22 protein-coding genes are annotated in these 23,564 nt (G+C 65.3%); 15 read left to right on the top strand and 7 right to left on the bottom strand.

Annotation, left to right across the window (positions count from 1 at the left end):
* Window positions 1-11: 11 nt before the first annotated feature.
* Window positions 12-1,175, bottom strand: a complete 1,164-nt coding sequence (locus QQK63_RS12110) for an isovaleryl-CoA dehydrogenase (RefSeq protein ID WP_277824253.1) — start codon at window positions 1,173-1,175, stop codon at window positions 12-14.
* A 132-nt stretch (window positions 1,176-1,307) separates the two neighbouring features.
* On the opposite strand from QQK63_RS12110, the gene QQK63_RS12105 reads away from it, so the two are divergent.
* The 13 genes from QQK63_RS12105 (at window position 1,308) to QQK63_RS12045 (ending at window position 14,609) form a co-directional block, all read left to right on the top strand.
* The gene (locus tag QQK63_RS12105; protein WP_277824255.1) at window positions 1,308-2,174 is read left to right on the top strand and encodes a PhzF family phenazine biosynthesis protein; all 867 of its coding nucleotides are present in this window, start codon (window positions 1,308-1,310) and stop codon (window positions 2,172-2,174) included.
* A gap of 42 nt (window positions 2,175-2,216) precedes the next feature.
* Window positions 2,217-2,666 (top strand): tellurite resistance TerB family protein, encoded by a 450-nt coding sequence (locus QQK63_RS12100; protein ID WP_277824258.1) that lies wholly within the window; start codon window positions 2,217-2,219, stop codon window positions 2,664-2,666.
* Between the two features lie 10 nt (window positions 2,667-2,676).
* A complete protein-coding gene (locus QQK63_RS12095) occupies window positions 2,677-3,402 on the top strand; it encodes a phosphate/phosphite/phosphonate ABC transporter substrate-binding protein (RefSeq protein ID WP_277824260.1) in 726 nt (241 codons plus the stop codon).
* 120 nt (window positions 3,403-3,522) lie between these two features.
* Window positions 3,523-4,299 carry an ABC transporter ATP-binding protein gene (locus QQK63_RS12090; RefSeq protein ID WP_277824262.1) on the top strand — a complete coding sequence of 259 codons (777 nt, stop codon included), beginning with the start codon at window positions 3,523-3,525 and terminating at the stop codon, window positions 4,297-4,299.
* Between the two features lie 39 nt (window positions 4,300-4,338).
* Window positions 4,339-5,058 carry a transporter substrate-binding domain-containing protein gene (locus QQK63_RS12085; RefSeq protein WP_277824263.1) on the top strand — a complete coding sequence of 240 codons (720 nt, stop codon included), beginning with the start codon at window positions 4,339-4,341 and terminating at the stop codon, window positions 5,056-5,058.
* 168 nt (window positions 5,059-5,226) lie between these two features.
* Entirely contained in the window at window positions 5,227-6,108 is an 882-nt protein-coding gene (locus QQK63_RS12080; RefSeq protein ID WP_277824265.1) for an ABC transporter permease, read from the top strand.
* Window positions 6,105-6,944: an ABC transporter permease gene (locus QQK63_RS12075; protein WP_277824267.1), complete on the top strand. Its 840-nt coding sequence runs from the start codon at window positions 6,105-6,107 to the stop codon at window positions 6,942-6,944. Before QQK63_RS12080 ends, QQK63_RS12075 begins: the two co-directional genes overlap by 4 nt.
* 10 nt (window positions 6,945-6,954) lie before the next feature.
* The gene (locus tag QQK63_RS12070; RefSeq protein WP_277824269.1) at window positions 6,955-8,289 is read left to right on the top strand and encodes a glutamine synthetase family protein; all 1,335 of its coding nucleotides are present in this window, start codon (window positions 6,955-6,957) and stop codon (window positions 8,287-8,289) included.
* Between the two features lie 74 nt (window positions 8,290-8,363).
* A complete protein-coding gene (locus tag QQK63_RS12065) occupies window positions 8,364-9,074 on the top strand; it encodes a type 1 glutamine amidotransferase (RefSeq protein ID WP_277824271.1) in 711 nt (236 codons plus the stop codon).
* Complete coding sequence (locus tag QQK63_RS12060; RefSeq protein ID WP_277824273.1) at window positions 9,071-10,441, top strand: glutamine synthetase family protein; 1,371 nt, start codon at window positions 9,071-9,073, stop codon at window positions 10,439-10,441. Before QQK63_RS12065 ends, QQK63_RS12060 begins: the two co-directional genes overlap by 4 nt.
* On the top strand, window positions 10,438-11,739 hold the full coding sequence (locus QQK63_RS12055) for an NAD(P)/FAD-dependent oxidoreductase (RefSeq protein ID WP_277824275.1): 1,302 nt from the start codon (window positions 10,438-10,440) through the stop codon (window positions 11,737-11,739). The genes QQK63_RS12060 and QQK63_RS12055 overlap by 4 nt, the downstream gene beginning before the upstream one ends.
* Before the next feature lie 126 nt (window positions 11,740-11,865).
* A complete protein-coding gene (locus QQK63_RS12050) occupies window positions 11,866-13,107 on the top strand; it encodes a DegT/DnrJ/EryC1/StrS family aminotransferase (RefSeq protein ID WP_277824277.1) in 1,242 nt (413 codons plus the stop codon).
* Between the two features lie 134 nt (window positions 13,108-13,241).
* Window positions 13,242-14,609, top strand: coding sequence for an aminotransferase (locus tag QQK63_RS12045; protein WP_277824279.1), 1,368 nt, complete (start codon window positions 13,242-13,244; stop codon window positions 14,607-14,609).
* 36 nt (window positions 14,610-14,645) lie between these two features.
* Here QQK63_RS12045 and QQK63_RS12040 read toward each other — a convergent pair whose 3' ends face one another.
* The 4 genes from QQK63_RS12040 to QQK63_RS12025 form a co-directional block, all read right to left on the bottom strand.
* The gene (locus QQK63_RS12040; RefSeq protein ID WP_277824281.1) at window positions 14,646-14,969 is read right to left on the bottom strand and encodes a hypothetical protein; all 324 of its coding nucleotides are present in this window, start codon (window positions 14,967-14,969) and stop codon (window positions 14,646-14,648) included.
* A 4-nt stretch (window positions 14,970-14,973) separates the two neighbouring features.
* Window positions 14,974-15,549 carry a polyhydroxyalkanoate synthesis repressor PhaR gene (gene phaR / locus QQK63_RS12035; RefSeq protein ID WP_277824283.1) on the bottom strand — a complete coding sequence of 192 codons (576 nt, stop codon included), beginning with the start codon at window positions 15,547-15,549 and terminating at the stop codon, window positions 14,974-14,976.
* A gap of 192 nt (window positions 15,550-15,741) precedes the next feature.
* Complete coding sequence (locus tag QQK63_RS12030; protein ID WP_277824286.1) at window positions 15,742-16,188, bottom strand: Phasin; 447 nt, start codon at window positions 16,186-16,188, stop codon at window positions 15,742-15,744.
* A 158-nt stretch (window positions 16,189-16,346) separates the two neighbouring features.
* Window positions 16,347-18,152 carry a PHA/PHB synthase family protein gene (locus tag QQK63_RS12025; protein ID WP_277824288.1) on the bottom strand — a complete coding sequence of 602 codons (1,806 nt, stop codon included), beginning with the start codon at window positions 18,150-18,152 and terminating at the stop codon, window positions 16,347-16,349.
* 117 nt (window positions 18,153-18,269) lie between these two features.
* Here QQK63_RS12025 and phaZ point away from each other — a divergent pair, with 117 nt between their 5' ends.
* Window positions 18,270-19,532, top strand: a complete 1,263-nt coding sequence (gene phaZ, locus QQK63_RS12020; RefSeq protein ID WP_277824289.1) for a polyhydroxyalkanoate depolymerase — start codon at window positions 18,270-18,272, stop codon at window positions 19,530-19,532.
* Window positions 19,533-19,620: 88 nt separating this feature from the next.
* Here the strand turns inward: phaZ and QQK63_RS12015 are convergent, their stop codons facing one another.
* The gene (locus QQK63_RS12015) at window positions 19,621-20,598 is read right to left on the bottom strand and encodes an alpha/beta hydrolase (RefSeq protein ID WP_277824291.1); all 978 of its coding nucleotides are present in this window, start codon (window positions 20,596-20,598) and stop codon (window positions 19,621-19,623) included.
* Window positions 20,591-21,340 (bottom strand): alpha/beta hydrolase, encoded by a 750-nt coding sequence (locus QQK63_RS12010; protein WP_277824293.1) that lies wholly within the window; start codon window positions 21,338-21,340, stop codon window positions 20,591-20,593. Before QQK63_RS12010 ends, QQK63_RS12015 begins: the two co-directional genes overlap by 8 nt.
* A gap of 188 nt (window positions 21,341-21,528) precedes the next feature.
* Between QQK63_RS12010 and thrS the strand changes: the two genes are divergently transcribed.
* On the top strand, window positions 21,529-23,484 hold the full coding sequence (gene thrS, locus QQK63_RS12005; RefSeq protein WP_277824295.1) for a threonine--tRNA ligase: 1,956 nt from the start codon (window positions 21,529-21,531) through the stop codon (window positions 23,482-23,484).
* The last annotated feature ends 80 nt before the right edge of the window (window positions 23,485-23,564 follow it).

Here is a 23,564-nt window from a genome sequence, read left to right as displayed (position 1 = left end):
GCCCCGGCCCATCAGCCCATCAGCGCCATCAATTCGCGCCCCACCAGCATCCGCCGGATCTCGCTGGTGCCCGCGCCGATCTCCATCAGCTTGGCGTCGCGGAACATGCGGCTGACGGGGCTGTCGTTCAGGAACCCCGCACCGCCCATCGCCTGCACCGCCTGATGGGCGACCTTCATCCCCTCTTCCGAAGCATAGAGCACGCAGGCCGCCGCATCCTGCCGCGTCACCTGGCCCCGGTCACAGGCCTTGGCGACCTCGTAGGCATAGGCCCGCGCCGTGTTCAGCGCCGTGTACATGTCCGCGATCTTGCCCTGCATCAGCTGGAAATTGCCCACCGGCTGCCCGAACTGCTTGCGTTCCACCATGTAGGGCATCACCTCGTCCATGCAGCCCGCCATGATCCCGATATTGACACCCGACAGAACGACCCGCTCGTAATCGAGGCCGGACATCAGGACGCGCACGCCGCGCCCTTCCTCGCCCAGCACATTCTCGAAGGGCACCTCGACATCCTCGAACACCAGTTCGGCGGTGTTCGATCCACGCATCCCCAGCTTGTCGAAATGGGCACTGGTCGAAAACCCCTTCATCGTCTTTTCCACGATGAAGGCCGTGATCCCCCGCGATCCCGCCTCGGGGTCCGTCTTGGCATAAACGACCAGCGTATCGGCATCAGGCCCGTTGGTGATCCAGTATTTCGTGCCGTTCAGGACGTAGCGGTCGTTGCGCTTGTCCGCGCGCAACTGCATCCCCACCACGTCCGATCCCGCGCCGGCCTCCGACATGGCCAAGGCGCCGACATGCTCACCCGAAACCAACTTGGGCAGGTAGCGCGCCTTTTGCTCGGCCGTCCCGTTCAGCTTGATCTGGTTGACGCAAAGGTTGGAATGCGCCCCGTAGCTGAGGCCGATCGAGGCCGAGACGCGGCTGATCTCCTCCACCGCCACGGTATGGGCAAGGTACCCCATCCCCGCGCCACCGAAGTCCTCCTCGACCGTGATCCCCAACAGGCCCAGATCCCCCAACTCGCGCCACAGCTGGTTGGGAAAGGCATTGCTGCGGTCGGTCTCTGCGGCCAGCGGCTTGATACGCTCCTGCGCGAAGCGATGCACCATCTCGCGCAGCGCATTCACGTCGTCGCCCAGATCGAATGTCATGGACCCGAGGAACATGGCGCCAACCCTCCCATTAATTGAACGCTTGTTCAATTCATAGCGCGCAGGCGTTCCCCTGTCAAAGGATTCGGGCCTTGTCACCGACCGCGCGGGATGCTCCGCTTGACGGCAAGACAAGGAATTGCCGCGATGCTTCGCTTCCACATCTACGACGTGTTCACGACCACGCCCTTCACCGGCAACCCGCTCGCCATCGTCGAAGGGGCCGATGACCTGACGACCGCGCAGATGCAGACCATCGCACGGCAATTCAACCTGTCCGAAACACTCTTCATCCAGCGCCCCGAAGATCCGGCCCATACCGCCAAGGTCCGCATCTTCTTTCCCACCGCCGAAATCCCCTTCGCCGGTCACCCGACCATCGGCTGCGCCCTGCATCTGGCGGGCGAGACGGAAACCGACATCACGCTCGAAGAACAGGCCGGCCTCGTACCCGTCACGATCACGCGGCAGGGCGGCGCGGCGCTCGCCGAATTCACCGCGCCCAAAGCACCGCAACGCCACGCCTCAACACCGCCCCTGCCCCTGATCGCAACGGCCCTTGGCCTTGCGCCCACCGACCTCGGCCCGACCGATCCCGGCGTTTGGCAGGGCGGCCCTGCCTTTCTCTACGTCCCCGTCACCGACCTTGCCACGCTCGCCGCGGCGCGCCCGATGGAACCCGCATGGTCCGACCTCATGACCTCGGCCGATGTCGACAGCGCCTACCTCTACACGCAGACCGCCACAGGCTACCGCGCGCGCATGTTCTCCCCCACCGCCGGCATCCCCGAGGATCCAGCCACGGGATCGGCCAGCGCCATCCTCGCGGCACAGCTTCTCGCCACCGGCGCCCTACCCGAAGGCACGACCACGCTAGACCTGAAACAGGGCGTCGAGATGGGCCGCCCCTCCGACATCCGCCTGACCGCAACGGTCAAAGACGGCAGGCTAGGCCCCATCCGCATCGCGGGCCATGCGGTGCCCATCGCCAACGGCACGATCCGCCTTCCCTGACGTGGGCTTTGCAGCCCGTTGCGGGCGGTCTATATCCCACCCATGGTTTTCGATCTCCTGCGCCGCCTGACGGCCCCGAACCCCGAACCGCTGCCCTATGACGACGCGCGCCTCGCGCTTGCGGCGCTCCTCGTGCGTATCGCACGCGCCGATGGCGATTACGCCGGCATCGAGAAAACCCGCATCGACCGGGTTCTCGCCCACCGCTACGACCTGTCCGATCCCGACGCGCAGCAGCTGCGCGCCGAGGCCGAGGCGCTCGAGGCCGAAGCCCCCGACACCGTCCGCTTCACCCGCGCGATCAAGGACAGCGTCCCCTACGAAGACCGCCTGCATGTGATCGAGGCCCTCTGGTTCATCGTTCTGGCCGACGGCACCCGCGACAGCGAAGAGGATTCGCTCCTGCGGATGATCGCGCCCATGCTCGGCGTGAACGACCGCGACAGCAACCTCGCCCGCAAGCGCGTCGAAGCCAGCCACCCCGGCGCATAGGTCCGGGTCGGTGATCGCCGCCCTGCCCATGTATGACCGCCCGGAACTCCGGGCCGAAACCGATGCGCTTTGGGCAGGAATCCGCGACGCGCTGCGCGCCCGCGCCATCCAAGCCCCCGACACGCTGACCCGCGACCGCAACCCGTGGGAGATCTGGCAAAGCCCCGATCTTATCTTGGCCCAAACCTGCGGCCTGCCCTTCCGCGCGCGCCTCCACCCGCAGGTCACCCTCGTCGCGACGCCCGATTACGCCCTGCCAGGCTGTCCTCCCGGCCATTACAATTCGGTCATCCTCGCCCGCGATCCCGCCCTGCCCGACCGCCCCCGCGTCGCGGTCAACGATCCGCTCAGCCAATCGGGTTGGGCCGCGCTCCACGCTTGGGCCACCGCCCGCGCGCTCATCCTCGGCCCGGTCACGATCACGGGCAGCCATGCGGCCTCCGCCCGCGCCTTGGCCCAAGGCCATGCCGATCTTGCCGCCATAGACGCCCAGACATGGCGTCACCTCGTCCGCTTCGACGGGGCCGATCCCGCGCTCGAAATCGCGCGCACGCCGCCCACCCCCGGCCTTCCGCTCATCACCGCGCGGGGCCGCGACCCCGCCCCGCTCCGCGCCGCCCTGGCCGAGGCGCTCGCCGCCCTGCCCACCGCAACCCGGGCGGCTCTCGACCTCGCGGGCTTCGTGACGATCGACGCCGTCGCCTATCGCGCCATCCCGATCCCGCCCAATCCCTGACCATTCGCCCACAAATTCGTCGCAAACCGCAGCCTTCCCCGGCGGCACCCTGCACAAGACCGTTGCATTTGCGCCATGCTTGGGCACAAATCCGCAGACCAACGAGGGATATCCGTCCGTATGCCAGCTGCCCCGCCGGTCATCCAGATCACCGGCCTCCACAAAAGTTTCGGCGCGCTCGAAGTGCTGCGCGGCGTCGACCTGACGGCGCGGGCGGGCGATGTCGTGTCGCTGATCGGCTCCTCCGGCTCGGGCAAATCCACGCTCCTGCGCTGCGCCAACCTGCTCGAGGACAGCCAGCAGGGCGAGATCCTCTTCGAAGGCGACCCCATCCGATGGAAAGGCACGGGCCATCACCGCCGCCCCGCCGATGCCGAACAGGTCCGCCGCATCCGCACGAACCTTTCCATGGTGTTCCAGCAGTTCAACCTCTGGTCGCACCTCACCATCTTGCAAAACGTGATGGAGGCCCCGGTGACCGTGCTGGGCCAGCCCAAACACGAGGTGGAGGAGCGCGCCCGCGCCTATCTCGCCAAGGTCGGCATCGCCGACAAGGCCGACGCCTGGCCCTCCCAGCTGTCGGGCGGCCAGCAACAGCGCGCCGCCATCGCCCGCGCGCTCTGCATGGAACCCCGCGCGCTTCTCTTCGACGAACCGACCAGCGCGCTCGACCCCGAACTCGAGCAAGAGGTGGTGCGCGTCATCCGCGCCCTCGCCGAGGAGGGCCGCACCATGATCCTCGTCACCCATGACATGCGGATGGCGCGCGACCTCTCGACCCACACGATCTTCCTGCATCAAGGCAAGATCGAGGAGGAGGGTCCGCCCGCCTCCCTTTTCGGCGCCCCGACATCCGAGCGCCTCCAGCAATTCCTCAGCCACTCGCAGGCGGCCTGAGGCAAGACCACCCAGAACAACACCAGGGAGATACCCAACATGAAACACCTGATCCTCACCGCCGGCCTCCTGGCCCTGTCCGCCGGCGCTGTCGCCGCGCAAGATGTCGTCCGCATGGGCACCGAGGGCGCCTACCCTCCGTACAACTTCATCGATGACAGCGGCGAAATCGCAGGCTTCGAGCGCGTCGTGGGCGACGAACTTTGCGCCCGCGCGGGCCTCACCTGCGAATGGGTGACGAATGATTGGGACAGCATCATCCCCAACCTCACCTCGGGCAATTACGACACGATCATCGCCGGCATGTCGATCACCGAGGAGCGGGAAGAGATCGTCGATTTCACCCAGCCCTATTTCCCGCCCGCCGAATCCCTCTTCGTCGGCATGTCCGAGGATTTCACGCTGGAAGGTGCCGTCGTCGCGGCCCAGACCAACACGATCCAGGCGGGCTATATCGCAGCCTCGGGTGCCACGCTGATCGAATTCGCCACGCCTGACGAAACCGTCGCCGCCGTCCGCAACGGCGAGGCCGACGCCGTCTTCGCCGATGGCGATTACCTGATCCCGATCGCTGCCGAAGATGCCGACCTGATGATCGTGGGCGAACCCGTCCAGCTCGGCGGCGGCGTCGGCATGGCGCTGCGCGAAGGCGACGCACGTCTCGAAGCTTTCGACGCGGCCATCACCTCGATGAAGGAAGACGGCACGCTGAACGCGCTGATCCTCGAATGGTTCGGCCCCGAAGCCGCAACCTTCTGATCACATCCCGGGGGGCAGGCCAATCTGGCCCGCCCCCTTCACCTTTCATCAAGGTTAACGCGCGCCCTCTCTTGCCTCGGTCCCTGCTTCATCTTGGCAGGCAAACTCCGGGGGAGGCCGAAGGCCGGGGGCAGAGCCCCAAGATCCCGCCGCACGCCAAAGGCCCCGATGTTCGCCTTCTGCACCGACCCCTCGACCCTCGACACGTTCCGCTGGTTCAGTTGCTATCTGACCAACGGCGCGCATTTCCTGTTCTATCAATCCTTCCTCGTCGTCTTCGCGCTCTTGGCCGTCACCGCGCCCACGTCGCTGGCCTTCGGCTTCATCGCCGCCGCCGCCTCGCGCAGCCACATCCTGCCCATCAGCTGGCTGGGAAAGATCTACACCGCCATGGTGCGCGGCGTTCCTGACATCGTCTTCTTCCTCTTCTTCGTGCTCGTCCTCGATCAGGCCATCGAATACCTGCGCCATCAGGTCACCTGCCCCGACTGGACCGAGGAAATCCGGCAGGGCGCCAATTTCCTCGTCTGCCCCGAGGCGCGCACCCCATCCGGCAATGCCCCGCAATGGGTCCATGAAATCTACGGCTTCGCGCTTGCCGTCTTCACCTATGCCATCGTCTTCGGCGCGTTTTGCGGCAATGTCCTATACGGCGCGATGCAGGCCGTGCCCCGCGCGCAGCTCGAAACCGCCGAGGCCTATGGCATGTCCCGCCGTCAGGTTTTCTGGCGTGTGCTGGTGCCGCAAATGTGGATCTACGCGCTGCCGGGCCTGTCAAATATCTGGATGATCCTGATCAAGGCCACGCCGCTTCTGTTCCTGCTCGGGATCGAGGATATCGTCTACTGGGCGCGCGAACTGGGCGGATCGCGCACCTCCGCCTACCAATACCCGCACCCTGACTGGCGCTTTTGGTACTTCCTTGCGCTCCTTGTCTTCTACCTCGCCTTCACGCGGGTTTCCGAAATCGTTCTGGCGCGGCTCACCATCCGCCTCTCCCGCGGGCAGGCGACAGCGGGCGGCGAAGCGCTCCGAAAGGCCGCCGCATGACCTGCGTCGAAGCCTTCAACGCCTATGCCCTCCGCTCGCTCGGGATGGGCGAACGGATGCTGCCCACCGCCGATATCGGCTTTTGCGAACAGGCTGTGCTGATCGGCTCGGGGCTTATCTGGAACGTCTACTTCGGCCTTCTGGCCTTGACCTTCGGCTTTTTCTTCGCCGTGGCGCTCGCGGTTGCGAAAAACCAGCCCGCCCGCCTGATCCGCAAACCCGCCGAATGGTTCATCTTCATCTTCCGCGGCTCGCCCCTCTTCATCCAGTTCTTCATGGCCTACGAGGCCTTCGTGATGCTGCCGCGCGTCGGTATCGAATTCACCCTTTTGGGGGTCGAGATCGCGGCCGAAACCCGCTGGTTCTCACGCGCATGGCTGGGCGCGCTGATCGTTCTCTTCTTCAACACCTCGGCCTATGCGGCGGAAATCTTCTACGGCGCATTGCGCGCCATCCCCCGCGGCGATCTGGAAGCAGCCGATGCCTACGGCCTCTCGGGCTGGAAGAAATTCCGCCGCATCACATTCCCCACCATGATGCGGCTCGCTTGGCCCAGCTACACGAACGAGGCGATTTTCCTCTTCCACGCGACCGCCCTCGTCTTCTTCTCCAGCTTTCCGGCCTTCCAGCAACGCGGCGACGCGCTGTATTATGCCAATTACTTTGCCGACCGGACCTTCAACCCCTTCGTGCCCTACCCGATCGTGGCCGTCTATTTCGTCCTCCTGACGCTGTGCATCATCGCGCTCTTCGGGCTGATCAACCGGCGTCTCAACCGCCACCTGCCACAGAACCAAAGGCCACGGCTCCGCATCCGGCCCCAGGTTTTCAGATGAGCGTGACCCGATGAGCGACTACCTGTTCGAAAACCCCGAGATCAAATCGATCCGCGTCGCCGCCGCCGATCTCAACGGCCAGCCGCGCGGCAAGCGCATAGCGCGCCGCTACGCGCAAAAGGCGATCGACGAAGGCACGCGCTTTCCCTACTCGGTCCTCAACCTCGACATCTGGGGCGAGGATATCGACGACAGCCCGCTGGTCTTCGAAGCAGGCGATCCCGACGGCGTGCTCCGGCCCACAGAACGCGGCTTCGTGCCGATGCCCTGGATCGACGCGCCAACGGCGCTTCTGCCGATCTGGATGTTCCATGACGATGGCCGCCCCTTTGCGGGCGATCCGCGCCATGCGCTGGCCCGCGTGGTGGACCGCTACAAGGCGCGCGGCCTGACCCCCGTGGTCGCCACCGAGATGGAATTCTACCTGATCGACGACCGGGGCCGCGAATTGCGCGTGCCGCCCAGCCCCCGCTCGGGCAAGCGCCGCCAGCAGGCCGAAATCCTCGCGCTGCGCCAACTCGACGCTTGGGATGCCTTCTTCACCGCGCTCTACGACGCCTGCGAGGAAATGGACATTCCCGCCGATACCACGATTTCCGAGGCGGGTCCGGGCCAGTTCGAAATCAACCTGATGCACGCCCCCGACGCGCTCAAGGCCGCCGATGACGCGTGGTTTTTCAAGCTTCTGGTCAACGGCCTCGCCCGCCGCCACGGCTTTGCCGCCAGCTTCATGGCCAAACCCTATCCGGATTACTCCGGCAGCGGGCTGCACATGCATTTTTCCATCCTCGACGATCAGGGGCGCAACATCTTCGACGACGGCACCGCCAAGGGCTCGACCGCGCTGCGCCATGCGGTGGCGGGCTGTCTGCAGGCCATGCCCGGCTCCATGCTGATCCTCGCGCCCCATGCCACCAGCTACGACCGCTTCGTGCCCGGAGCCCATGCGCCCACCGGCATCGCCTGGGCCTACGAGAACCGCACCACGGCGCTACGCATCCCATCGGGCAACCCCGCCGCGCGCCGGATCGAACACCGCGTCGCGGGCGGCGACATCAATCCCTATCTCCTGATCGCCGCCATCCTCGGCGCGGCACTGAACGGGATCGAGGACGGGGCCGAACCGCCCCCGCCGATCACCGGCAACGCCTATGACAAGGATCTCGAACAGCTCCCCCGCACATGGGACGCCGCCATCGACGCCTTCGCCAAAAGCCCCGAGATCGCGCGCATCTTTCCCGCCGACCTGATCGCCAATTTCCTCGCCACCAAGCGGCAGGAACTGCATTACATGGCGGAGCTCGGCCCCGAGGAACGGCAAGAACTCTATCTCGACTCGATCTGACGCCCGCCCACGCCCCCTTGCCCCGTTCCGCAGGCAGGCATAGCTTGGCCGCATCCTTTGAACACGAGCACCCCATGATCCTCGGCATCCTGCAAACCGGCCATGTCCCTCCGGAGGTCGCCGCGCGCGACGGCACCTATACCGATCTCTTCGGCCGCCTCTTCGCCCATCGCGGCTATGACCTGCGGACCTTTTCCGTGGTGGACATGCAGTTTCCCGAAGGCCCGGATGCCGCCGATGCCTGGCTGGTCACGGGCTCTCGCCACGGTGCCTACGAAGATCATCCCTGGATCCCCCCGCTCGAGGATCTGATCCGCGCCATCCGCGATGCCGGGCGGCCCATGGTCGGCATCTGCTTCGGCCACCAGATCATCGCCCAGGCCCTCGGCGGCCGGGTCGAGAAATTCTCCGGCGGCTGGTCCGTCGGACACCGCAACTACACCGTCGGCGGTTGCCCCGTCTCGCTCCACGCCTGGCATCAGGATCAGGTGGTCGACCTGCCCCCAGGTGCCACGGTGCTCGGCTCGAACGATTTCACCCGCCACGCGGTCCTCGCCCATGGCGACCGCATCCTGACCGTGCAACCCCATCCCGAATTCCCCACCTCCGTGGTCGAGGAATTGATCGCGCACCGCTCCGCCACCGTGCCGGACGATCTTGTCGACGGCGCGCGCGCCACCTTGGGCCAGCCGACCGACAGCCGCCTGATCGCCGACTGGCTCGCCGATGTCCTCGAGGGCGCGCCGGCCACCCGCATCCCCTTTGCCACGAAGGCCAGCGCATGAGCTCCAATTCCGTCGCCGAACTTCTGGGCAAGCTGCCCGAGGTCTCGCGCAGCTATCTCGAAGGCCGCGCCATAGACGAGGTCGAATGCATCGTCGCCGACCTCGCGGGCATCGCGCGGGGCAAGGCCATGCCGGGCGGCAAATTCGCCCGCCAGCCTTTCTTCTACCTGCCCAATTCGATCTTCTTCCAGACGATCACCGGCGATTGGGCCGATGCGGTCGCCGACGGGTTCACCGAACCCGACATGACCCTGACGCCCGATTTCTCGACCGCCACCCCCGCGCCATGGACGGCGGACACGACGCTTCAGGTGATCCACGACATCAACGACCAAAAGGGCGATCCGGTCCCCTTCGCACCCCGCAACGTCCTGAAACGTGTGGTCGATCTCTACAAGGCGCGCGGCTGGGAACCCATCGTCGCCCCCGAGATGGAATTCTACCTCGTCGCCCCCAACACCGACCCCGCCCGCGAGGTCGAACCCCCCATGGGCCGCTCGGGCCGCCGCGCCGCCGCGCGTCAGGCCTATTCCATGTCGGCGGTCGACGAATACGGCAAGGTGATCGACGACATCTATGATTTCGCGGAAGTCATGGGCCTCGAAATCGACGGCATCTTGCAAGAAGGCGGCGCAGGCCAGATCGAGCTAAACCTGCGCCACGGCGATCCCGTCCGGCTGGCCGACGAGATGTTCTTTTTCAAGCGCATGATCCGCGAGGCGGCGCTGAAACACGACACCTACGCCACCTTCATGGCCAAACCGATCGAAGGCGAACCGGGCTCGGCCATGCACATCCACCATTCGGTCGTGGATATCAAAACCGGGCAGAACATCTTCTCCAACGCGGATGGCTCCGAAACGCCCGCCTTCCTGCATTTCATCGGCGGGATGCAGCGCAACCTGCCAGCGGTGGTGGCCCTGCTCGCGCCTTACGTGAACAGCTACCGCCGCTACGTCCCCGACTTCTCGGCGCCCATCAACCTCGAATGGGGCCGCGACAACCGCACCACGGGCCTGCGCGTGCCCGTGTCCGAACCCTCCGCACGGCGTGTGGAAAACCGCCTGCCGGGGATGGATTGCAACCCCTATCTCGGCATCGCCGCCTCGCTTGCCTGCGGCCTTGTCGGCCTTCTGGAACAGACCGACCCCTCCGATCCCTTCTCGGGCGACGCCTACCAGATGCAAAGCGGGGTGCCGCGCGGCCTTGGCGACGCGCTCGGCCTTCTGCGCGCCAACACCACGATCCAGCAGGTTCTGGGCGAGGAATTCTGCCGCGTCTATTCCGCCGTCAAGGAACTGGAACACAACGAGTTTCTTCAGGTGATCTCGCCTTGGGAACGTGAACACCTGCTTCTGAACGTATGAACCCGCTCTACCGCAACGACCGGCGCGGCGAACATGCGCCCAGCTGGTATGCCGCCAGCCTGCCGCCCGAGCCGGACCGCCCGGCGCTCACCGGGGCGGTATCCGCCGATGTCGTCATCCTCGGCGCGGGCTTCACCGGGCTCTGGGCCGCGCTGACGCTCGCCCGCGCGGGTCGGCGCGTCGTGGTGCTCGAGGCGCATCGCGTGGGCTTCGGCGCTTCGGGGCGGAACGGCGGGCAGGTGCAGTCGGGCTTCAACAAATCCCAGCGCTGGCTCGAAACCCATCTGGGCAATGGTCCCGCCCGCGCGCTCTGGAGCCTGTCGGAAACCGGCAAGGACCAGCTTCGCCAATTCTGCGAGACCCACGCCCCCGAGGCCGCCTACCGGCCCGGCGTCGCCCATGGCGAATACAGCGCCCTCGATCTGGCCGAGGCGCGGCTCGAGGCCGATCACATGGCCCGCCACTACGACACCACGATCGAGGTGATGGGCCGCGACGCCTTCGCCGATCTGGTGAAATCGCCGCTCTACGTCGGCGGCACGCTCGACCGCAGCGCGGGCCATATCCAGCCGCTCGCCTATGCCCGCGCGCTGGCCCGCGCCGCCGAGGCGGCAGGTGCGGTCATCCACGAACTCAGCGAAGTCACCGCCATCGTCACCCGCCCCCGCCTGACCCTCACCACGCCCCGCGGTCAGGTGACGGCGGGCCATGCCATCATCGCGGGCAACGGCTACCTGCCCAACATCTTGCCGCAGGTGAACGCCCGCGTGATGCCGATCAATTCCTTCATCGCCGCGACCGACCCGATCCCCGACCGTTGGCACGACGTGCTGGCCGAGGATATCGCCGTCTCGGACGCGCGCTTCGTGGTGAATTACTACCGCTTCAGCGCCGACCGGCGGTTCCTCTTCGGCGGCCGCGAAAGCTATTCGCTGGGCTTTCCGCGCGATATCTCCACCGCCCTTGTCGCGCGGATGGAAAAGCTTTTCCCGCAGCTTGCGGGCGTGGGCATCTCCCATGTCTGGGGCGGCTCGCTCGGCATCACCATGACGCGCCTGCCCCATGTGGTGCGCGCGGCCCCCAACATCCTGTCCGGTGCGGGCTTTTCGGGACATGGCGTGGCCCTGTCCGGCATGGCGGGCCGTGTCATGGCCGAAGCCGTGATGGGGCAGGAAAACGGGCTCACCACGCTCGCAGCCCTTCCCGTCCCGCGATTCCCCGGCGGCACCAGCTTGCGCGCGCCGCTCCTGACGCTGGCCATGACATGGTATGCACTGCGCGACCGTCTGGGCGTCTGACACCCGCACCTTGTGCCGCACCCGCCGGTTTCCACGACATTTTGATGACACCGTGACGTCATGCTGGATTCCCTTACCGTAACAGGATAAGAATTCCTGAAAGAGACATTTCGAAAAGGTGAAACCATGGCAGCTCTCGCGTCTGAGGCCCCGGCCCCGAACGTCTATGACGCCGAACCGATCCCCGACGCCGCCCGCGCCGAGATCGACCGCCTGCTGCAATCGGGCGACCTGTTCCGCTACACCGCGCCCGCCGATGCGCCCGTCGCCCTGCTGGAACGCGAATTCGCGGACATGATGGGCGTGAAATACGCGCTCGCCGTCTCGTCCTGCTCCGCCGCGATCTTCCTCGCGCTCCGCGCGCTCGATCTGCAACCCGGCGCACGGGTGCTGGTCCCCGCCTTCACCTTCGCGGCCGTTCCCTCGGCGGTTGTCCATGCCTTCTGCCAGCCCGTCCTGGTCGAGGTGGGCGAAAACTACCGCATCGACATGGATGATTTCGCGGCCAAGCTCGACGACAGCATCGAAGCGGTCATCATCAGCCACATGCGCGGCCACACCTCCGACATGGATGCGATCATGGCGCTCTGCGATGCGCGCGGCATCCCCGTGATCGAGGATGCGGCCCATTCGCTCGGCACGCTCTGGCATGGCCGCAAGATCGGCACCATCGGCAAGATGGGCTGCTTCTCCTTCCAGTCCTACAAGATGATCAACGCGGGCGAAGGCGGCATCTTGATCACCGATGACGCCGATCTGGTGGCCCGCGCGGTCATCATGTCGGGCGCCTATGAGCACAACTGGAAAAAGCACAAGGGCCCCGAGGGGCAGAACGACCCCGAACTGGCCATGGCCTTCGCCCGCTGGCAGAACCAACTGCCGCTCTACAACATGCGGCTCCAGAACCTCTCCGCCGCCGTGATCCGCCCACAGATCCCGGAGCTTGCCCGCCGGGTCCGCGACGGGCTCAAAAACCACGATTACGTGGCAGGTCTCCTGAACGCCTCGCCCTGGCTCGACGTGCCCCCGCCGCTCGCCCCCGAGGATCGCGCACCCGACTCGATCCAGTTCAACCTCGTAGGCTTCGACACCGACGCCGAGGCAAAGGCCTTTGCTTCGGCGGCCGAGGCGCGCGGGGTCAAGGTGCAGATCTTCGGCTTGTCCTCCGACAATGCCCGCGCCTTCTGGAACTGGCAGTTCATCCCCGGCGACAGGCCCGACCTGCCGCGCACGCGGGCCATGCTGATGCGCGCCTGCGACGTGCGCCTGCCCGTGCGTCTGACCAAGGCGGAACTTGACTTCATCGCCGATGCGCTGACCGCCGCAGCCGAGGATGTGAAGGGCGAAACCCGCGCCTACGGCACCTGATCCACGGGCGATCCGACGAAACACCTGCAAAAGGCCCGGCGCACCGTCGCCGGGCCTTGGCATTTCGCCCAGCCCGATTGCGGCGGCCCGCCCGCCCGGCTAGCCTGTGCCCAGACCGATCACAGGAGACGATCATGAAGGATCACGCCCCGAATTCATGGGAAGCCCGCGCCGAGGCCTATTCGCTCTACGGCTTCACCGATCTGCCCTCGGTGCAGGAACGGGGCACCGTCGTCATCACCCATGGCGAAGGCCCCTATATCGTCGACACCAACGGCAAGCGCTACCTCGACAGCAACTCGGGCCTCTGGAACATGGTCGCGGGCTTCGACCACAAGGGGCTGGCCGAAGCCGCCAAGGCGCAATACGACCGTTTCCCCGGCTATCACGCGTTTTTCGGGCGGATGTCCGACCAGACCGTCGCCCTCTCCGAAAAACTGATCGAGGTCTCGCCCTTCTCCCGCGGCAAGGTGTTCTACACCAACTCCGGGTCCGAGGCGAACGACACCATGGTCAAGATGCTGTGGTTCATGAACCGGGCCGAGGATCGCCCACAGGCGACCAAGATCCTGACCCGCTGGAACGGCTATCACGGCGTCACGGCCATCTCGGCCTCGATGACCGGCAAACCCTACAATTCCGTCTTCGGCCTGCCCCTGCCGGGCTTCATCCACCTGACCTGCCCGCATTACTGGCGCTACGGCGAGGCCGGCGAGACGGAGGCCGAATTCACCACCCGCCTCGCGCAGGAACTCGAAGATGTCATCGCCCGCGAAGGCGCCGACACGATCGCGGGCTTCTTCGCCGAACCGGTGATGGGCGCGGGCGGCGTCATCCCGCCCAGCGCGGGCTATTTCCAGGCGATCCAACCGATCCTCAAGAAACACGGCATCCCGCTTATCGCGGACGAGGTGATCTGCGGCTTCGGTCGCACCGGCAATGTCTGGGGCTGCCAGACCTATGATTTCATCCCCGACGCGATCATCTCCTCCAAGGCGCTGACGGCGGGCTATTTCCCCATGGGCGCCGTCATCCTCGGCCCCGAGATGACCGACCGCCTTCAGGCCGCCATCGACCCGATCGAGGAATTCCCCCACGGCTTCACCGCCTCCGGCCACCCCGTCGGCTGCGCCGTGGCGCTCAAGGCCATCGACGTTGTGCTGAACGAGGGGCTTCTCGACCGCGTACGCGAAGGCGCGCCACGGATGGAGGCGGGCTTGGCCGAAATCGCCAAGCATCCCAATATCGGTGAACTCCGCGGCATCGGCTACATGTGGGCCCTCGAAGCCGTGCGCGACCGCGACGGCAAGGTGCCCTTCGACGGCAAGCTGTCGGTCAGCGAACGCATCGCCAACACCTGCACCGATCACGGGCTGATCTGCCGCCCACTCGGCCAATCCGTCGTGCTGTGCCCACCCTTCACCCTGACGGATGCGCAGATGGACGAGATGTTCGAAAAACTCGACGCGGCGCTCAAACAGGTCTTTGCCGCCTTGGCATGACCACACCCCCGGGTGTTCTTTGGAATATCCGGGGCGCTACCCCTCTGCCGCCTCGGCGCAATAGCGCGCCGCGGCGCTCACCCGGTCGGCCATGAAGAAATGATCGGGGTCGGTGGGCCGCGTGACCGCATTGAGCCGTCCGGCAGCCTCATCCAGACGCGCGGCGATCACCGCCCTGAGCGCCAGATCATCGGTCGTGGCACAATCCGAGAAATCCGCCATCGCCGCGCGGTAGACTGCAGCTTCCGCGCTGGTCTCCGCCACGCGCGGGCCGAAGACGGCCTGCCACAGCCCGCAGCCGGACAAGACCGGCACCAAAAGCCCCAATACGCAGGGCGCAACCCAACCGGCACAGCGCATGGTGTCACATCTTGCTGAGCTTGGATTGCAGTTCGGCCAGTTGCCGCTTGATCTCGTCCAGCTCCTGCGCCGCCGACCTTTCGTCGCTCTCGTCCGCGCCGTCCTCGGTGGCAGGGCCCGACCATTGCGTGCCCAGCCCGCCGGTCATCGCCTTCATGAAAGCTTCTTGCTGCACGCGCATCGCTTCGAACCCGGGCATCTTGGACAGCGGATTTATCGCGGTCATGTTCTCGACCATCTTCGACTGGCCCTTTTTCAGCATCTCGAAGGATACGGTCAGGAAATCGGGCACCACGGATCCCGCCTGCGTCGTGTAGCTGCGCACCAGATCGGTCAGCACGGCGATGGGCAGGATCGTATCGCCCCGGCTCTCGTGTTCCGCGATGATCTGGAGCAGGTATTGCCGGGTCAGGTCATCGCCCGATTTCAGGTCGACGATCTTGACCTCGCGGCCCGTGCGGATGAACCCCGCGATATCTTCCAATGTCACGTAATCGGAGGTTTCGGTGTTATACAGCCTGCGGCTTGCATAGCGCTTGATGAGCAACGGCTCGCTTGTGTCCGGACGCGCCTTCGTCATGGTCCCTGCCCTCCTTCGCGCGCCGCAGCAATGGCCTCAAACGACGCGGTGCGCCGCAGCCTAGCCAGTTGACGGGGAAATGCAAATTTATTGTGCAGGGGCAGAAAACGCGAAGGGCGAGCCGGGAGGAGGCTCGCCCTTCTGGCATTCATGCCGGTGGGGAGGACACCAGCACGAAATGGGGTGCTGCGATTACTTCGCGGCGGCTTTCTTGGCAGCGGTCGTGACTTCGGCGGTTGCCTTCTTCACGGCGGCAGTTGCCTCTTCGGACACTTCCTTGCCGGCAGCCATCATCAGCTCGACGGTTTCCATCTGCACCTTCTTGGCGACTTCAGCGAAGGCGGCCATGGTTTCTGCAGCCATTTCGGCCTGCGCCGATGCGAAATCGGTCATCGCCTTGGAATAGTCGGTCGGCTCGGCCTTCACGGTGGTCACGTCGGCCAGCTTGGCGATCGTGTCCTTGGTGAACTTCGAGGAGATCTCGGTCGACTTGTCGGCAGCGTCGAGCATCACCTTCGACATCTTCTCGCCCATCGCGGCCGAGGATTTGAACGCGTCGTTCATCGCGGTCATGTCGACGGGGAAAGCGGACATCATTTCGGTCATGGTCTTGGTGAAATCGGTGGTCTTGGCGGGCATGTCATCTTCTCCAGTGTTGCTCCCCCGGCACGGGGGTTTCTGCATCTGCGAGGAATATGAATGCTGCGGCGCAGCATGTCAAGCCTTTTGCTGCAGCGCAGCATGGCTGAAAGATATTCTCGTTTATCAGAAGCTTGCGACCGCCGGTCGGGAAACCCTCACCCTTCGAGGATTTCCCTTACGTAAGTTCCGGGCGAATCGCACAGCGGCGGATAAGCCTCGGACCCGGGCACACGCGCCGGCACCATCGCCCCCGACCGCCCGGCCAGCCATTGGTCCCAGAACGGCCACCACGACCCTTCGTGATAGGTCGCGGCCTCCTTCCAGGCTGCAGGCGTTCCGATCGGCTCGGGGCCGCGCCAATGGCCGTATTTCTTCTTGGTGGGCGGGTTCACGATGCCCGCGATATGGCCCGATTCCGACAAGATGAAGGTCTTGTCCTTCGATCCCATCTGCACCATGCCGCGGAAACTGTCCTTCCACGCGGCGATATGGTCGGTCTCGCAGGCGATGGCGCAGACCGGCAGCGTCACGTCAGACAGATGCAACCGCTCGCCCAGAATGTCGAAACCGTCACCGGCAAAGCCATTCCCTTGGCACAGGCCGCGCAGGTATTGCACCGTCATCTTGCCCGGCAGGTTCGTGCTGTCGCCGTTCCAGAACAACAGGTCGAAGGCTGGCGGCGGCTCGCCCATCATGTAGCTGCGCACGGCCGGCCCATAGACCAGGTCCTTGGCCCGCAAATAGGAAAAGGTCTTGGACATGTAATAGCTGTCCAGATACCCCGCCTCGTCTACCTGCCGTTCGATCGCATCGACGAAATCATCGTCCAGAAAGGGCGTGAACTCGCCCTGATCGGTGAAATCCGTCAGCGTCGTGAAAAAGGTGGCCGACTTGACGCGGGCTTGCCCCCGCTTGGCCTTCAACGCCAGCGTCAGGGCCAGCGTCGTGCCCGCGACGCAATAACCGACCGCGTTGATCTGTTTTTCGCCCGTGATCTTGCACACCGTGTCGATGGCCGTCAGGTAGCCATCCTCGATATAGGTCTCGAACCCGGTGTCGGCATAGCTCGCATCGGGGTTCTTCCAGCTGACCACGAACAGCGTGTAGCCCTGATCGACGATCCACTGGATCAGCGAATTCTGCGGCTTCAGGTCAAGGATGTAGTACTTGTTGATCCACGGCGGAAAGATCAGCAGTGGGGTCTGATGCACCTCGTCGGTGGTCGGCGCATACTGGATCAATTCGATCATGTGGTTGCGGAACACCACCGATCCCTTGGCCGTGGCAAGGTTGTCTCCGACATGGAACGCCTTGGGGTCGGCCAGCGTCGGCAAGATCTCCCCGTGCCGCGTCTCAAGATCATGGACGAGGTTCTCCAACCCTTTCACAAGGCTCTCGCCCTCGGTCTCCACCGCCTTTTCCAGCGCGTCGGGGTTCGTGGCCAGGTAATTGGTCGGCGCGAACAGGTCGATGATCTGGCCCGCAAAGAATTCCACCCGCTTCTTGTCGCGCGGGCTCAATCCCTCCAACTCGTCAACCGCCTTCTGCATCGCCTGCGCGGTGACCTGGTACTGGCGCTTGATCAGGTTGAAATAGGGATGCGTCTTCCACAGCGGGTTGGAAAACCGCTTGTCCTCGGGCAGGTCGTCGTCGGACTGGATCACCATGTGCCCCTGCGCCAGCTCCTTCTGGATCTCGGCGAAATGGGACATGGCCTGCCCCCAGTATTGCACCTGCTGTTCCATCATCTTGGCGGGATTGGTCAGCATCTCCTGCCACATGGCCATCCCGGTCTTGAGGTAGAGATCGTGACCCGGCCCCGACAGGCCCGCATCTCCGGGCTTGCGCGCGCTCAACGCGGCCACCAGCCGCGCCGACAATTCCTCGATCCGCCGAAGGTTCTGGTTCAGCCGGTCAAGGGTCTCGCCCGCCACAGGCTCCTCTGCATCGTCGCGTGCCACCTTGATTTTACCCTTCCAATGGTTCACCTACACTCTAGCGATGCCGAGGTGAGGGGGCAAAGCGACGATTTGATCCGGGGCCGTGCTCCAGCTCCGTTTCTCAGGCAGGAGACGCCGATGCGCTACATGCTCACCTATGACCTCATGGAATCCCTGCGCGTAACGAATCAATGGATGGGTTCGACCGCGCGCGCGATGTGTTCCTATCCCCAGCTGGGATTGGTCGCCAATCCGATGATCCGCCTGACCGCCGCTTGGGGCGAGGTCACGGAACGCAGCTTTGCCCGTATGTCCGTCAAACCGGACTGGGGCATCTATTCCATTCCCGCCGAAGACGGGCGCGATCATACCGTGTCGGTCGAAACCGTCGTGTCCCGCCCCTTCGGCGACCTGATCCGGTTCAAGGTCAACGGCCGCGCGCCGACCGGCCGCAAGGTTCTTCTGGTTGCGCCCATGTCCGGGCATTACGCGACGCTCCTGCGCTCGACCGTCACCAGCTTGCTGCCCGATTGTGACGTCCACATCACCGATTGGCACAATGCGCGCGACATTCCCGTCAGCGCCGGCAAGTTCGACATCGAGGATTATACCCTCTACCTCGTCGATTTCCTGCGCGCGCTCGGCCCCGACACCCATGTCATCGCCGTCTGCCAGCCCGCGCCGCTGGCCCTTGCCGCCACCGCCTATCTCGCCGAGGAAGATCCCAGCGCGCAGCCCCGCACGCTCACCCTCATCGGCGGGCCGATCAACCCCGATGCCGCGGCCACCGATGTCACCGATTTCGGCAACCGCGTCACGATGGGGCAACTGGAACGCATGGTGATCCAGCGCGTCGGCTTCAAATACGCGGGCGCCGGGCGTCTGGTCTATCCGGGCCTGCAACAGCTGTCGTCCTTCATGGCGATGAACGCCGAAAAACACGCCAAGGCGTTTTCCGACCAGATCGTGCGGGTCGCCAAGGGCACGGCCAGCGACCACGACAAGCACAACAAGTTCTATGACGAATATCTCGCCGTGATGGACATGACGGCGGAATTCTACCTCTCCACCGTCGAACGCATCTTCAAGGGTCTGGAAATCGCCCAGAACCGCTTCACCGTGAACGGCAAGCAGGTCGATATCGGCAAGATCACCACCGTCGCGGTCAAGACCGTCGAAGGCGGAAAGGATGACATTTCCGCCCCCGGCCAATGCGTCGCGGCGCTCGATCTCTGCACCGGCCTACCCGACCACAAAAAGGCGAATTACCTCGAACCCGACGCCGGACATTACGGCATCTTCGCCGGAAAAAGCTGGCGCAACCGGATCCGCCCGCTGGTGCTCGAATTCATCGACGCCAATTGCGACGCACCCAAGACCCCGGTGCGCGCGGTCGGCTGACCGTGCCACCCTCTGCGGGGGCGGCCTGATCGGGCCATCCCCGCGGGCCCATCTGCGGACCGCGCCACCGCCAGATGCCACGGACGGATCAATCCGCCAGCGCAACCTCCGCCCAATCCAGAATCGTCTGAACCACCTCGTCCGTCATCGCCGGGCTCAAGATATCGCCCGCGATCACATGGTGGAACGGATCGGCCCCATCACCGGGCAGGCTTACCGGGGCCAGCGTCACCGGCCCGCCCCAGCGCGCCATCGCCGCCCGCGTGGCGGGGGCCGACACCACCCTGTCGCTGTCCGCAAACAACACCAACACCGGCTGGACCGCAGCCCCCAGATCGCGCGCTCTCAATTCCCGCAACAGCGTCCCAAGGCTGACCGTTGCGACCGTCGGATACTGCGTCGTCCAATGCGCCGCCTGACCCGCGTTCAGCGGCTCGAACCGCCGCTCAGCCCCCGCCACCAGCGGGATCCAGTGGCGCGCCAAGGGCTGTTCCAGCAAGAAACCCGCCCGGTTCGCCACCGCGAAATTCGGAGAGACCAGCACGACGCCCGCCACATCCAAAGCCATCGCCGGATCGCTCATCGCCCATGCGGCAAGCGTACCCCCGGTCGAGGTGCCGATCACCAGAACCCGCTCGCCCAGCCTGCGCCCGATCTCCAGAAACAGCGCGGTATCCTGCACCCAATCGCCCGCCCGCGCTTCGGCCATCGCCGCCCCGCTGCGCCCATGGCCAGCCAACCGCGCATAGATGAGGTTCGCGCCCAGCGCCTCGGCCACCCGATCGGGCACGGGGCGGATTTCCTCGGTCCCGGCGGAAAACCCGTGCAGGTAGACGATGGACAAGGGCGTCACCGCCCCCTCTTCGCCCGCCCAGACGATCCGCGCCGCCTCGCCCGGACGGATATCGTCGTATGCCCCTTCGCGCGCCGCCAAAAACGCCGCCGCATCCTCGAAATCGGGCAGCGCGCCGACCTCGACCCGTTCGCGCGGCAGCACGGCAAAGCCAAGGGCCAGCACCAAGGCTACCCCGAAAGCCCATGCAAAGCCCGGCGCCTTCCTAGACACGCGTCAGAACCTCCTCCACCGCGCGGGTGATGGTATCCAGACAACCCGCGTCGGAAAACCGGTGATCGGCCCCCTTGAGTAGCTCCAGCCGGATATCCTCCCCCTCCAGATGATCCAGCAGGCGCAAGGCGACCGCCATCGGCACATCGGCATCGGCTGTCCCCTGCAACATCCGGATCGGGATCGGCAGCGCCAGCGGCGCGCGCAACACCAGTTGGTTGCGCCCATCCTCGATCATGCGCCGCGTGATGATCATCGGCTCGCCATAGTCGGACGGCAGCGCCACCTGCCCCTCCTCCATGCAGGCGCGGCGCTGGTCCTCGGACCATTCGGCCCACATCCCGTCTTCGGTGAAATCCGGCGCGGCCGCGATGGTCACAAGCCCCGCCACCTTCTCCGGCATCCGTTTCGCCATCAAAAGGCTGATCCAGCCGCCCATGGACGAGCCCACCAGCACCTGCGGCCCCTCGGTCAATGCGGTGATCGCGGCCATCGCATCCTCGGCCCAATCGCCGATGCAGCCTTGGGTGAATTCCCCGCTGCTCTGCCCATGCCCCGAATAATCGAACCGCAAAAACGCGCGCCCCGTGCGCCGCGCCCAATCCTCCAGATGCACGGCCTTGGTGCCCGTCATGTCGGACCGCAAGCCGCCCAGAAACACCACCCCCGGCTCGCGGCCCGAAAAGCGGTGCCACGCGATCTTGCGCCCCGCGGCGGTCTCCAGAAATTCGGGCGTCGCCATGATCGTGCCTCCTGTCCTTGCCTTTGCGCGACCCTGCGACAGCAGACAGCGCGCGGCAATCCCCGCGCGTCCCCATGCGCGGTCTCTTGCCCGCCGTTGACTTCGCCCCGCGCCCCGGCCACATAGCGCCCACGACATACCCGCAACCGGGCGTTCCGTGGGCGCCAAACCGACGAGGAGGCCGATAGATGGCCCAGATCACCCTTACCTTCCCCGATGGCAATGCGCGCGAATTCCCCGCCGGCACCACGCCTGCCGAGGTCGCGGCCTCCATCTCCAAATCGCTGGAAAAAGCCGCGATTTCCGCAACCGTGAACGGCGCGCATTTCGACCTGCAATGGCCGATCACGGGCGACGCCACCATCGCGCTGCACACGATGAAGGACGAGGCGCAGGCCCTCGAACTGATCCGCCACGACCTCGCCCATGTCATGGCCCGCGCCGTGCAGGAAATCTGGCCCGACGTGAAGGTCACCATCGGCCCCGTCATCGAGAACGGCTGGTATTACGATTTCGACCGGACCGAACCCTTCACCCCCGAAGACCTCGGCCGGATCGAAGCCAAGATGCGCGAGATCATCAACCTGCGCGATCCGGTCCGGACCGAGCTCTGGGACCGCGCCCGCGCCATCGCCCATTACGAGGCCTCCGGCGAACCCTACAAGGTCGAGCTCGTCGGCATGATCCCCGAGGATCAACCGATCCGCATGTACTGGCACGGCGGCTGGCAAGACGTGTGCCGCGGCCCGCACCTGCAACACACCGGCCAACTCCCCGCCGATGCTTTCAAACTGATGAGCGTCGCGGGCGCCTATTGGCGCGGCGACAGCAATCGCCCGATGCTGCAACGCATCTACGGCGCGGCCTTCCAGAACCGCGACCAGCTGAAAGCCTACCTCACCTTCCTCGAAGAGGCCGAGAAACGCGACCATCGCCGCCTTGGTCGCGAAATGGGCCTCTTCCACATGCAAGAAGAAGCCCGGGGGCAGGTCTTCTGGCACCCCAACGGCTGGACCGTCTACACCACCCTGCAAGATTACATGCGCCGCCAGCAAAAGCGCGGCGGCTATGTCGAGGTGAACACGCCCCAGGTCGTCGACCGCAAGCTGTGGGAAGCCTCCGGCCACTGGGAAAAATACCAGGAAAACATGTTCCTCGTTGAGGTGGACGAGGATCACGCCCGAGAAAAGGCCGTGAACGCCCTCAAGCCGATGAACTGCCCCTGCCATGTGCAGATCTTCAACGTGGGCCTCAAATCCTACCGCGACCTGCCCTTGCGCATGGCCGAATTCGGATCGTGCAACCGCTACGAGCCCTCGGGCGCGCTGCACGGGATCATGCGCGTGCGCGGATTCACGCAAGACGACGCGCATATCTTCTGCACCGAGGACCAGATCGAGGCGGAAACCGCCCGCTTCATCACCTTCCTCTCGAACATCTACCGCGATCTGGGCTTCCCGGATTTCGAGGTCCTGTTCTCCACCCGCCCCGAACAGCGCGCAGGCAGCGACGAGGTCTGGGACAAGGCCGAAGCGGCCCTTCTGTCAGCCACCCGCGCGGCCGGCATCGAACCGAAGGTGAACCCCGGCGAAGGCGCCTTCTACGGCCCGAAACTGGAATTCACCCTCACCGACGCCATCGGGCGCAAATGGCAATGCGGCACCCATCAGGTCGATTTCGTCCTGCCCGAGCGGCTGGACGCCAATTACATCGGCCCCGATGGCGAGAAACACCGCCCCGTCATGCTGCACCGCGCCTGCCTTGGATCCTTCGAACGCTTCATCGGCATCTTGATCGAGGAACATGCCGGGAAACTGCCCTTCTGGCTGGCCCCGCGTCAGGTCGTCGTCGCCTCCATCGTCTCCGAAGGGGATGATTTCGTGCGCCAAGCCGTGGCCCAATTGCAGGAAGCAGGCGTCCGGGCCGAGGCCGATATCCGCAACGAAAAGATCAACTACAAGATCCGCGAGCATTCCGTGGGCAAGGTCCCCGTGATCCTCGCCATCGGCCGAAAAGAGGTGGAGGAGGGCACCGTCACGCTCCGCCGGCTGGGCGAGGCGCAGACCCGCGTCCTGCCCCTGGCCGATGTGGTGGCGGAACTGGCGGCCGAGGCCGTGCCGCCCGATCTGCGGCCCGCAAGCTGAAAGGGGGGCGGGGGGCTCTGCCCCCGCCACGGCCCGTTCCGGGCCGCGTCTCCCCCGGGATATTTTCAAAACAGAGAAGG

The organism is Roseicyclus marinus (assembly GCF_030163795.1).
Taxonomy (GTDB): domain Bacteria; phylum Pseudomonadota; class Alphaproteobacteria; order Rhodobacterales; family Rhodobacteraceae; genus Roseicyclus; species Roseicyclus marinus.
This window is presented reverse-complemented; position numbering and strand designations above follow the sequence as displayed.

Bases quoted from the DNA above. Each gene is read 5' to 3' on its own strand.
- thrS (WP_277824295.1), top strand. From the start codon at position 21,529: ATGGCCCAGATCACCCTTACCTTCCCCGATGGCAATGCGCGCGAATTC.
- QQK63_RS12085 (WP_277824263.1), top strand. From the start codon at position 4,339: ATGAAACACCTGATCCTCACCGCCGGCCTCCTGGCCCTGTCCGCCGGC.
- QQK63_RS12055 (WP_277824275.1), top strand. From the start codon at position 10,438: ATGAACCCGCTCTACCGCAACGACCGGCGCGGCGAACATGCGCCCAGC.
- QQK63_RS12040 (WP_277824281.1), bottom strand. From the start codon at position 14,969: ATGCGCTGTGCCGGTTGGGTTGCGCCCTGCGTATTGGGGCTTTTGGTG.
- QQK63_RS12030 (WP_277824286.1), bottom strand. From the start codon at position 16,188: ATGCCCGCCAAGACCACCGATTTCACCAAGACCATGACCGAAATGATG.
- QQK63_RS12080 (WP_277824265.1), top strand. From the start codon at position 5,227: ATGTTCGCCTTCTGCACCGACCCCTCGACCCTCGACACGTTCCGCTGG.
- QQK63_RS12105 (WP_277824255.1), top strand. From the start codon at position 1,308: ATGCTTCGCTTCCACATCTACGACGTGTTCACGACCACGCCCTTCACC.
- QQK63_RS12010 (WP_277824293.1), bottom strand. From the start codon at position 21,340: ATGGCGACGCCCGAATTTCTGGAGACCGCCGCGGGGCGCAAGATCGCG.
- QQK63_RS12110 (WP_277824253.1), bottom strand. From the start codon at position 1,175: ATGTTCCTCGGGTCCATGACATTCGATCTGGGCGACGACGTGAATGCG.
- phaZ (WP_277824289.1), top strand. From the start codon at position 18,270: ATGCGCTACATGCTCACCTATGACCTCATGGAATCCCTGCGCGTAACG.
- QQK63_RS12070 (WP_277824269.1), top strand. From the start codon at position 6,955: ATGAGCGACTACCTGTTCGAAAACCCCGAGATCAAATCGATCCGCGTC.
- phaR (WP_277824283.1), bottom strand. From the start codon at position 15,549: ATGACGAAGGCGCGTCCGGACACAAGCGAGCCGTTGCTCATCAAGCGC.
- QQK63_RS12050 (WP_277824277.1), top strand. From the start codon at position 11,866: ATGGCAGCTCTCGCGTCTGAGGCCCCGGCCCCGAACGTCTATGACGCC.
- QQK63_RS12065 (WP_277824271.1), top strand. From the start codon at position 8,364: ATGATCCTCGGCATCCTGCAAACCGGCCATGTCCCTCCGGAGGTCGCC.
- QQK63_RS12045 (WP_277824279.1), top strand. From the start codon at position 13,242: ATGAAGGATCACGCCCCGAATTCATGGGAAGCCCGCGCCGAGGCCTAT.
- QQK63_RS12075 (WP_277824267.1), top strand. From the start codon at position 6,105: ATGACCTGCGTCGAAGCCTTCAACGCCTATGCCCTCCGCTCGCTCGGG.
- QQK63_RS12060 (WP_277824273.1), top strand. From the start codon at position 9,071: ATGAGCTCCAATTCCGTCGCCGAACTTCTGGGCAAGCTGCCCGAGGTC.
- QQK63_RS12100 (WP_277824258.1), top strand. From the start codon at position 2,217: ATGGTTTTCGATCTCCTGCGCCGCCTGACGGCCCCGAACCCCGAACCG.
- QQK63_RS12090 (WP_277824262.1), top strand. From the start codon at position 3,523: ATGCCAGCTGCCCCGCCGGTCATCCAGATCACCGGCCTCCACAAAAGT.